At 68.0% G+C, this 8,972-nt stretch carries 9 protein-coding genes and 2 pseudogenes; 4 read left to right on the top strand and 7 right to left on the bottom strand.

The features are described 5' to 3' along the window. Positions 1-135: 135 nt before the first annotated feature. Positions 136-783: a TniQ family protein gene (locus tag GA0115234_RS24770; RefSeq protein WP_237541687.1), complete on the top strand. Its 648-nt coding sequence runs from the start codon at positions 136-138 to the stop codon at positions 781-783. Here GA0115234_RS24770 and GA0115234_RS24765 read toward each other — a convergent pair. The 3 genes and pseudogenes from GA0115234_RS24765 to GA0115234_RS24755 all read right to left on the bottom strand — a co-directional run. Beyond that, positions 780-1,565 (bottom strand): annotated as a pseudogene (locus GA0115234_RS24765) (D-alanyl-D-alanine carboxypeptidase); the annotation flags it as partial. The gene GA0115234_RS24770 and the pseudogene GA0115234_RS24765 overlap by 4 nt on opposite strands. 30 nt (positions 1,566-1,595) lie before the next feature. Further along, positions 1,596-2,513: an IS3 family transposase gene (locus tag GA0115234_RS24760; protein WP_093545584.1), complete on the bottom strand. Its 918-nt coding sequence runs from the start codon at positions 2,511-2,513 to the stop codon at positions 1,596-1,598. After that, positions 2,510-2,818: a transposase gene (locus GA0115234_RS24755; RefSeq protein ID WP_237541686.1), complete on the bottom strand. Its 309-nt coding sequence runs from the start codon at positions 2,816-2,818 to the stop codon at positions 2,510-2,512. The genes GA0115234_RS24760 and GA0115234_RS24755 overlap by 4 nt, the downstream gene beginning before the upstream one ends. Positions 2,819-2,869: 51 nt before the next feature. Here GA0115234_RS24755 and GA0115234_RS24750 point away from each other — a divergent pair. Next, a pseudogene (locus tag GA0115234_RS24750) lies at positions 2,870-3,358 on the top strand (IS6 family transposase); the annotation flags it as partial. Positions 3,359-3,530: 172 nt separating this feature from the next. On the opposite strand, the gene GA0115234_RS24745 reads toward GA0115234_RS24750, so the two are convergent. After that, complete coding sequence (locus tag GA0115234_RS24745; RefSeq protein ID WP_093545581.1) at positions 3,531-4,865, bottom strand: alpha/beta fold hydrolase; 1,335 nt, start codon at positions 4,863-4,865, stop codon at positions 3,531-3,533. 68 nt (positions 4,866-4,933) lie between these two features. On the opposite strand from GA0115234_RS24745, the gene GA0115234_RS24740 reads away from it, so the two are divergent. Beyond that, entirely contained in the window at positions 4,934-5,551 is a 618-nt protein-coding gene (locus tag GA0115234_RS24740; RefSeq protein WP_093545578.1) for a TetR/AcrR family transcriptional regulator, read from the top strand. A 679-nt stretch (positions 5,552-6,230) separates the two neighbouring features. Here the strand turns inward: GA0115234_RS24740 and GA0115234_RS43715 are convergent. The 3 genes from GA0115234_RS43715 to GA0115234_RS24730 all read right to left on the bottom strand — a co-directional run bounded on the left by GA0115234_RS43715 (position 6,231) and on the right by GA0115234_RS24730 (position 7,860). Beyond that, entirely contained in the window at positions 6,231-6,854 is a 624-nt protein-coding gene (locus GA0115234_RS43715; RefSeq protein ID WP_237541685.1) for a hypothetical protein, read from the bottom strand. A 5-nt stretch (positions 6,855-6,859) separates the two neighbouring features. Next, on the bottom strand, positions 6,860-7,138 hold the full coding sequence (locus GA0115234_RS43710) for a recombinase family protein (protein WP_256088803.1): 279 nt from the start codon (positions 7,136-7,138) through the stop codon (positions 6,860-6,862). An 86-nt stretch (positions 7,139-7,224) separates the two neighbouring features. Further along, a complete protein-coding gene (locus GA0115234_RS24730; RefSeq protein ID WP_093545575.1) occupies positions 7,225-7,860 on the bottom strand; it encodes a TetR/AcrR family transcriptional regulator in 636 nt (211 codons plus the stop codon). A gap of 147 nt (positions 7,861-8,007) precedes the next feature. Here GA0115234_RS24730 and GA0115234_RS24725 point away from each other — a divergent pair, with 147 nt between their 5' ends. Beyond that, a complete protein-coding gene (locus GA0115234_RS24725) occupies positions 8,008-8,766 on the top strand; it encodes an SDR family NAD(P)-dependent oxidoreductase (protein WP_093545613.1) in 759 nt (252 codons plus the stop codon). The last annotated feature ends 206 nt before the right edge of the window (positions 8,767-8,972 follow it).

The raw sequence follows: 8,972 nt of genomic DNA, 5'->3' as shown, positions 1-8,972 counted from the left end.
CTTGGACTCAAGCGGTCGTCGCAACACCAGCCCTGACCGGCGTCGTCCGCCTCAACGTCCGTCCCGATCCCCCGTTTGGCCACTGCTCGGATGCTGGTACATCCGAGCCCGCCAGGAACGACCTCTACTCCTCTGATGCACGATTTTCCTCCACGACAGCCGCAGCCGCCGCGTACGGCTGCGACACGTCCGGGGCCGGTACGGCTCGCACCACTGCAAGGCGAGACGAACCTGTCGTACCTGGACAGGCTGGCCGACCGCCACCGGCTCGGCGTCCGAGACCTCATCCCGGCACTCCTGCAGGTCGGCGGAGGTCTGTTCAAGGGCTACCGCACGGACGGCGAGATCTACCTCAACACCGAAGCCCGCGCCCGCGTCTCCGCGTTCAGCCGCGTACCCGAGGAGATCCTTCAGCGGGCCCTGCCCGCCTGGACCGCCCAAGAACCCATCTCGCCGGACGGGTCGGGTGCAGCCGGGCGGTTCCGCTTCGGGGCCGTGGTGCCGGCCGCGGGAGAAGGCTGCCGGCTGTGCACGGCCGCACGCACCGGACGGGCCAGGCCTGCCCGGGTGTACCTGCAGCCGCACACCCGCATCTGTCCGCGCCACCGGCGCTGGATGCTCGGCACCCACTGGATCGACGGCGCACCGGCCGACACCGAGCAGGTGGATCTGGCGGGGCTGGTGGAGGTGGTCGGGGCGCACCGGCGGCATCTGGATCTGCTGCGCCATCGGCCGGACGCCGTTCGTGCGTTCGAGGTCTCGCATGCCGTGGTCGTCATCTAGTTGCTCCCTTCGGGGTTCTGGTAGATGCTGGCGGCCATTGATCCCAATTGCTTGTTGGCCTTTAGCGCCAGGTCGATCGCGTCGCTGACGCTGTTGCTGGGGACCGGGACGTTGTTCACGTAGATCGCGAAGACGAGACGGTGACCATTCTTCGTGTCAACGTATCCTGCAAGCGCCTTGGTGGTGAGAGCCAGCTTGCCCTTGAAAGCGCCGACCAGGGTGCCGGTCTTCGCGCGAATGTGTCCTGCGGCAGGGTCGGTGTGCGCGATGACATCCGCGAGTGATCCATCGACGCCCAGGCTCGGCATAGAGTCGTAGAAGGTGCTGAAGTCGCGACTGCGGGAAAGATGTCGCAGCAACTCCGTCTGTGCGGCTGGTGTGGCCTTGTCCCCGGTCAAGCCTTGGGCATCGACGAGAGTGAACGAATTCGGGTCAATACCTGCTTCGGCGAGAAAGTTCCGCTCGATCTGCATTCCGTCGGCATAGGTGTGATTGCCGTGATGCACTGCCATCAGTGGCGGCAAGAGGTTGGCGCCGAGATTGTGGCTGACCTTATTGATCAACTTGGCGTATCCCCTGAAGGGCGGTGACGTGTACGTCGCCGAGACAGGCAAGGCCTTCACCTCCTCCGATGACGGAAGGTCGGAGCCGGGGTTGAATCCGAGCGTCGGGGCGCTGACGGTGACACTATTCCGCTCAAGAGCCTCGATGAGTACGGTGCGGGCAAATGCTGCGGGGTCGGGTACTTGGAATGTCACCACGAATGGTGCGGTGGCGTCAGTGAGGTTCCCCCGGCGTGCGGGAGGTGCTGATCAGCTGGTCAGGGCGGGTTGACGGGGTTTCAGGTTCGTTCGTTCGGCCGTTGCCTGGTCGGCGTAGTGCTTCTCCTCGGACTCGATCGGACTGAGGTGGCCGAGCCGTTTCTGGATGCGCCGGGAGTTATAGAACCCATCGATGTACTCGAACAGCGCCAGGTTCGTCTCGGCCCGGGTGACGAAGACGCGGCCGCGGATGCACTCCGTCCTGGTGATCATCCACAGGTTCTCCGCGAGGGCGTTGTCGTACGAGTCTCCGACCGAGCCCATGGACTCCTGAACTCCCGATCGCAGCATGCGAGTTGTTAGCCTGATCGACGTATATTGACAGCCGTGATCCGCGTGATGAATGAGCTGGCCGGGCTCGACCTCGCGGGAAGCGAGGGCGTACTCGAGCGTGGACGGCACCAGGTCGGCGTCCGCACGGGCGGAGGTCTCCCAGGCCACCACCCGGCGGGAGAACGCGTCCCGGATCGCGGACAGCCACAACGGGCCCTCGCCGGTCGCGATCATCGTCAGGTCGGTGACCCACGGCCGGTTCGGTGCACTCGCGGTGAAGTCGCGCTGGACCAGGTCCGGGGCCAGGGTGGCCTTGGGGTCCCGGCGCGTGAAACCCTTGCGACGCGGGCTGATCCCAGCGAGGTCGGCCTCGCGCATCAGGCGCTCGACCCGCTTGCGGCCCACGTGGACGCCCTCACGCTTGAGCACGGCACGCACGCGCGGCGAGCCGTAGATCCCGCCCGAGCCGGCGTGGATCTCCTTGATCTGCTCGGTGAGTTCCGCGTCCCGGCGCACGCGTTCGCACGGCTCGCGCTCGGCACGGCGCCAGCGGTAGTAGGTGGAGGAAGGGATGGACAGTTCCCGGAGTACGGGCTCGACCCCCAGGTGCGGGTGCTCGTCGAGGAGCGCCGTCACCTGGGCCGGGTCGGGTCGAGCTGGGCCACGAAAAAAGCCGAGGCCGTCCGCAGGACCTCGTTCGCCCGCTTGAGCTGGGCGTTCTCCTTGCGCAGCGCGGTGAGCTCGGCGTGTTCGTCGGTGGTCAGCCGGTCATCGCGCTCGCCGGCGTCGGCCTCGGCCTGCCGGATCCAACCGCGCAGGGCCTCCGGATGCACGCCGAGATCGACGGCCGGTTTCTTGATCTGCGGCTTCGGATCGGCGGTGCGGTACATCCGTACCGCACGCTCACGCAACTCGAGCGAGTATTTCCTGGGGGCAGCCATGGTCGATGTTCCTCTCATGAAAACCATCTGACCCTCTGTCACCACACTCCGCATCTCGGGGAAACCTCAGTCAAGATCAAGGGCGAGTAGAAGTACCTCTGGCGGGCTGTCGACCAGGACGGCATGGTGCTGGACATCCTCGTACAGAACCGGCGGGACAAGACCACGGCCAGGCGATTCTTCCGTCGTCTGGTGAAGACGACCCGTACGGTGCCGCAGGTGGTCGTCACGGACGAGCTCCGCTCCTACGGCGCCGCTCACCGCGAGGTCATGCCCTCGGTCGAGCACCGCTCTCACAAGGGGCTGAACAACCGGGCGGAGAGCAGCCACCAGCCCACCCGGCAGCGTGAACGCGCGATGAAAGGCTTCCGCTCCGCCGGCGGGGCGCAGCGGTTCCTGTCCGCGTTCAGCGGTATCACACCGCACTTCCGGCCCCGCCGCCATCTGATGACCGCCCCCGACCACCGCACCGAGGTGCAGCACCGCTTCACCACCTGGGAGCAGGCCACCGGCACCGCCGGTCTGTCCACCGCGGCCTGAGCACAGGCCCCGAACCAGGCCCCACCATGCCCCGACACACCATCAGACACCCACACACCCAACAACGTGACAGCGCCCTCACAAATGGTCGTTTGTGAGAGACGCGTAGCGTCGCTGCGGAACCCGCCAACTCCTCCACGCACCTTGGATGCGATGCCGTGGGTCTGCTCGCTTACTTGTGACCCCGGAGGAAAGCCGGGATATCGGCTCGGGTCGGGTAGTCGGGCAGCGGTGCGGGCTTGTCTTGGAGGAACGCGGTGATGGCGGCGGCTGCTCGTTGGTCGTTGTCATCCAGGCCGTTCCACATGTGGTGACCGACTCCGGGCATGTACTGGGTGCGCTGGATCGCGGGGTTGTCCGCGAGGATGGTTGTTTGCCACTGCCGGACCTGGGAGGAGCACTCGGCGATCATCAGCATCGCGGGTGTCCGGGAGCGCCTGAGCTGCGGGGCGATGGAGGGGGAGTCTTTGATCGTTTGCTGGATGCGGAGGCTGGCGGCGGCACTGAAGGAGAAGTTCTCCGCAGTGTCCTCGACCGGGATGCGGTGCGCGTCCCGCGCGCAGTAGGCGGACGCGGTGTCGCTGCCGAGATCGGCAGCGGTGAAGGCATTGTCGCCCTCCGCCTGCCCTACCAGCCCGTTGTCCGGGCTGAGCAGTCCGAGCCGCATGAGGCCGAACGCGACCGCGTACCGCGGGACATGTGTGGAGCGCGGCCCGGTCATGGCCGGCGCGAGGTCGCGGGCCGACGGCCGACCCTTCTGCTCGGCCATCCGGGCGGTGGGGCCGTCCATCGGGCCCGGCTCGGCGATGACCGCCCGGCGCAGGTGGCCGGCGATGGCCGGGTCGGCCATCGCGCGGGTGAGCACGACCGCGCCTGAGGAGAATCCCAGTACGTCGGCGCGGCCCTTGCCGAGTTTGCTGACGAAGGCACCGAGGTCATGGACGGACCGGGTGATCGAGTACTGGCCCATGGGCAGCAGGTTGCTGCGTCCACCACCGGCCTGTTCGTAGGCGTACACGTCGTAGCCCTGTCCCGCGAGCCGTTGCAGGAAGCGGTGGTCGAGCACCGAGATGCCGCGCACCGGGCCGCCGTTGAGGTAGACGAGCGGGACACGCTGCCGGGGGTTGTTGCCGGTGGGCGGGTAGTGGTAGACCGCGACCCGGCTGCCGGTGGACAGGCGCCAGTGCTCGGCGGTCACGAACGGCAGGGCGGGCGGGTAGTGGCGCGTCGTGGGGACGGTGGGGACGCACACCGACAGTGTCAGGGCCACTGCGACGAGCACCGGCAGGAATGGCACCAGCCGTCCCCGCCAAGAGCGGCGGCGACCCCACCACAGCGCTGCGGAAACCGCGATGCCGACAGTCGCGGACCATGCGACGAATCCCGAGCCCGCGCCGTCGGTGGCGACGATCAGCGCCAGGAAGAAGGCGACGAGCCCCACCACCGCGGTGGTGGCCGCCAGCAGGCGGCCGACAAGGCGCAGAGGTCGTATGGCGGACGGTGGCATGTTGAGCTCCCCAGAGTTTTGGAACGCCGTTTTGAAACGATGTTATCAGCATGGGTAAACTGCTTCCCATGGGAAGGCCGAGAACGAACGACGCCGCCGTCAGAGAACGGCTTGTGGCATGCGCGACCGAGATGTTCGCCACCCATCCCCAGGAGTCGGTCACAGTCCGCGCGCTGGCCACTGCCGCCGGAACGTCGACGGCTGCGGTGTACACCCTGTTCCAGGGCAAGGACGGACTGATCCGCGAGGTGCGCAACCAGGCGGTCGCTGGCCTGTTCCAGGACCTGACGGCCGTTCCCGGCTCGGAGGCCGCCCTGGAGGATCTGTACGCGTTGGCCGTGGCGTATCGCCATTGGGGACGCGAACACCGCCACCTGTACGCGGTGTTGTTCGGCGGCGTTCAGTCCTTCGTACCGTCGACCTGGGTCGGCGACCGAGACCCGGTGCGACCGCTTGTCACGGCGATCGACCGTGCCGTGGCGGACCGGATCCTCGCGGGCGACACCACACTGATCGCCGTCTCGCTGTGGGTCGCCCTGCACGGGCTCGTGACCCTTGAACTGGCCGGCGGCCTCGACGGCACCGCAGCCGAGACCGCGTTCTGGTCAACGATTGATGCCGTACTGCGCGGCTGGGCAACCCCCGCCGCCTCCCCTGGCCTTCGACGCCCAGACCCGGCGCCGTGACGCGGTTGCTCCGTGGCCACACGAACACGACCGGGCAGAGGGCCGAGCCGATACCCACGCGCCCCGGCTGACACAGAGCGGTTCACGGCTATCGCTACCAGCCATATCAACGGCCGCCGACTCACCAAGCGAAACGACGTCTATAAGACTGATCTTGGGTCCGGCGCCGCAGGCAGAGCGGCGACCGAGGAAGTTGACGCCGTCGTCCGGGAGCAGGGAGAGCCGGATGGCCAGGCCTGGAGGCTTCAGGCCGACCCTGCCCAGCCACTCGCTGGCGGGGCAGACGGCCGCTGGCACACGGGCGACGGCTCCGACACCCTCTACTGCCCCACCGGCTACAGCGCCGCCTACACCAAGGTCAATAACAACAACTGAACTCGGGCACGGGGCTGGAGGCCCACCGCCCAAAGAGGCTGGCGGTAGCCCGTAGGGGTGTCATACCCGGGTATTCAGGGGCTGGTTGTCCCTCTGGCACGACCGCCGCGGTCCGTCCCCCGCACGTAGCGTCTCCTGCGTAACAGCTCGCGAGCGGGAGACATCATGGGCAATCCGGGACGGGCCGTGGCGGCGGTGGGCGGCGACGACGGCGCTCGGCATCGCGCTGGATCGCTCACTCGCACACCGACCCGCCGCCCAGTGGGGACCACTTGCGCGCGGGTCCGGCCGCGTAGCCGCACGGTCAGGCCGGCCTGACCTTCGGCTGAGTTCCGTGGCGCTGCTGCCACCTTCTCGTGTCCGTGGTGCCTCGGTCCTGGCCTTGTCGTTTATGGTCCGGCGTCGAACGGGGCTCGAACTTGATCGGCATCTCCGCAGGCTGGCAGGTGCAGACGTGCGAGGCTGCCTTTGCGGACCACGCCGAGAGCTGGTCTTCCGGAACGATCAGCCTTCGAGGCGAACCGAGCAACTCGGAGCCCGTCGTGGTGCTGTCGTCCCCTGGTCGAGCGCGGCGCGCTCGGCGGGCTCCAGTTCGGTGGTGCGGAGGTAGTCCGCGAGTGCCCGGCATGTCGAGGGTGATCGGTAGCTCCGGGGTGGGGGCGTCCTCCTCGCTGGCGGTGTGGTCGGGCAGGAGGACGGCGACGGCGGTACGGATCGCGCCGCGGCTGACCCGGTGGTCGCGGGCGAGGGCGGCGATGGAGCGGCCTCTCAGGTACGCGGTGCGTACGTCGGCGGTCCGGGCGGCCGCCACGGCGGGGCGGCGCCCGCCCTTCGCGCCCTTGGCCTCGGCGGCGCGCAGCCCGTCGTAGGTCAGCTCGCGCTGGAGGTCGCGCTGGAGTTCGCCGGCGGCGGCCAGGGTCTGCACCATGAACTTCACGGTGGACAGCGCCTGCCGGTGCGCGGGTGGCGGGCGGTGAGGTCCATCGCGGAGAACGCCCCGTCGTGGATGCGCAGGGCGAGGCGGTCGCGGTGCAGGACGTCGAGCACGTCGAGGATGTGCTGGTTGCCGCGCACGAGGCGGAACATCTCGGAGATGTGCACGGTCTCGCCCGGCCGCCCGTACGTCAGCAGCTCGCCGAACTTCGGGCGCTGGAGCGGGTGGAGGCGGCTGGAGGTGCCCGGGTCCTCCTCAAAGACGACCGGGTCCTCGATCCCGGCCTCCTCCAGGACGAGGTCCTGCCGGGCTCCGCGAACCCCCTGCAGTGCTGGGCGGCGGCGTACGAATTCCAGCCCTTGGATCAGGCTGGTCGATCGGAAGCGTATCGGGCGAGCGTGGTCTCCACCGCCTGCTCGACGGCGTAGCGGATGTCAGAGGCTGAGGGGTCCCAGTCGGTCAGCAGCATGCGGGGCCACAGGACGTAGTTGGCGATCATCCCGAGGAACTGGTTGGCGGCGCTCTCGGCGTCCGGGACGTCGGCGTTGCCGGCCTCGTGCTCCGACTCCAGGTAGTGCTGGACCGAGGTGAAGTAGGGCAGCTTGCCGAGCTGGAACTGCATCTGCCCCAGTTCGGGGAAGCGGGGCAGCTCGGCAATGACGATGCGGAACAGGGCCGTCATACCGGGCCGGCCGATCAGGTCGGCGTAGCGGTGGCCGATGGAGGTCAGGCCGCAACGCAGGTCTCCGGCCTGAGGCCGCGCGACAGTGTCCGCGGTGTCACGCTGCCAGGACTCGGTGACGATGGCCTCGAAGAGGGCTGCCTTGGTGGGGAACTGCTTGAACAGGGTGGACTTCGAGACGGCCGCCCCTTCGGCGATGCGGGCGAGGGAGGTTCCGTCGTAGCCGCGGTCCAGGAAGAGGTCCGTGGCTGCGGAGATGATCGCCTCACGCTTCTGCTGGGCGAGACGGCGGTGGTGTGCGGAGAGCTCTGCTGCCATGCGTGCAGTATGCCCCAGATCCGAGGCGAGTCACTTGACTCGCCTCTTTTGGCGTGCCTACGCTGCAATGGAAAGGCGAGTCAACCGACTCGTATCTGATGACGGTGCCCGATGTCTCTCTGGTGCCGTGCGACGAGGGAGCAGCTGATGACAGCCGACAGGATCGCTTTGGTGACCGGTGCGAACCGTGGCCTGGGCCGGAGTACAGCTCTCGCGCTGGCGGCGCGCGGGGTGCGGGTCGTGGTCACTCATCGCGGTGATGTGGCTGAGGTAGAGGAGACTGTGCGGCAAGTGCACGCCGCGGGTGGGACTGCCGCTGTCATGCGTCTCGATATCAGCGACATCTCCTCTTTCGGAGCCCTCGCTTCCGAGCTGAGCGCACTGCTTGAGCGCTGGGGGGCCTCGCGGCTCGATATCGTGGTCAACAACGCGGGGGTTGGCGTTTTCGGCCCGCTGGAAGCTGTCACGGCCGACGACTTCGACACGGTGTTCGGCACGAACGTGCGGGGCACGTTTTTCCTCACCCAGTCGCTTGTGCCGCTGCTGGCGCAGGGTGCCCGGGTCATCAATGTCTCGTCGTCGTTGACTCGCCACACCAGTCCCGCGACGTCGGTCTACTCCGCTTCGAAGGCCGCCGTCGAGGCTCTGAGCCGCACTCTGGCCGCAGAGCTTGGCCCCCGAGGTATCCGGGTCAACTCCATTGCCCCGGGGCCGACCGCCACCGACTTCAACGGCGGTGCCATGCGGGATGACATCGGTATGCGCCAGGGTCTGGCCGGGCAGACCGCGCTCGGCCGTGTCGGCGAACCCGAGGAGATCGGTGACGCCATCGCCACGCTGGCGTCGGAGGGCCTGCGCTGGATGACGGCCCAGCGCATCGAGGTCTCCGGCGGCGTCCTCCTCTGACCGGTGGACCAGGGAGCACAAAAGGAGGCAGGGGCCGACACGGATGACACGTGTCGGCCCCTGCCCTTGCTTCTTTAGACTCCGCCGTCCCGGCGGGCGGCTTCTTCCATCGCCTGGGCCAGCTCTCGGGTGACGCGCTCCTGCTCTTCGAGCTCGCGGCGCAGCTGTTCCTGGATTTCCTGGGCGTCCATTTCTCCATTCTCAAA

This window comes from Streptomyces sp. DvalAA-43, assembly GCF_900091725.1.
GTDB classification, from domain to species: Bacteria; Actinomycetota; Actinomycetes; order Streptomycetales; family Streptomycetaceae; genus Streptomyces; species Streptomyces pulveraceus.
Note: the sequence above shows the minus strand (reverse complement) of the source record. Positions and strands in the feature narration are given on the sequence as shown.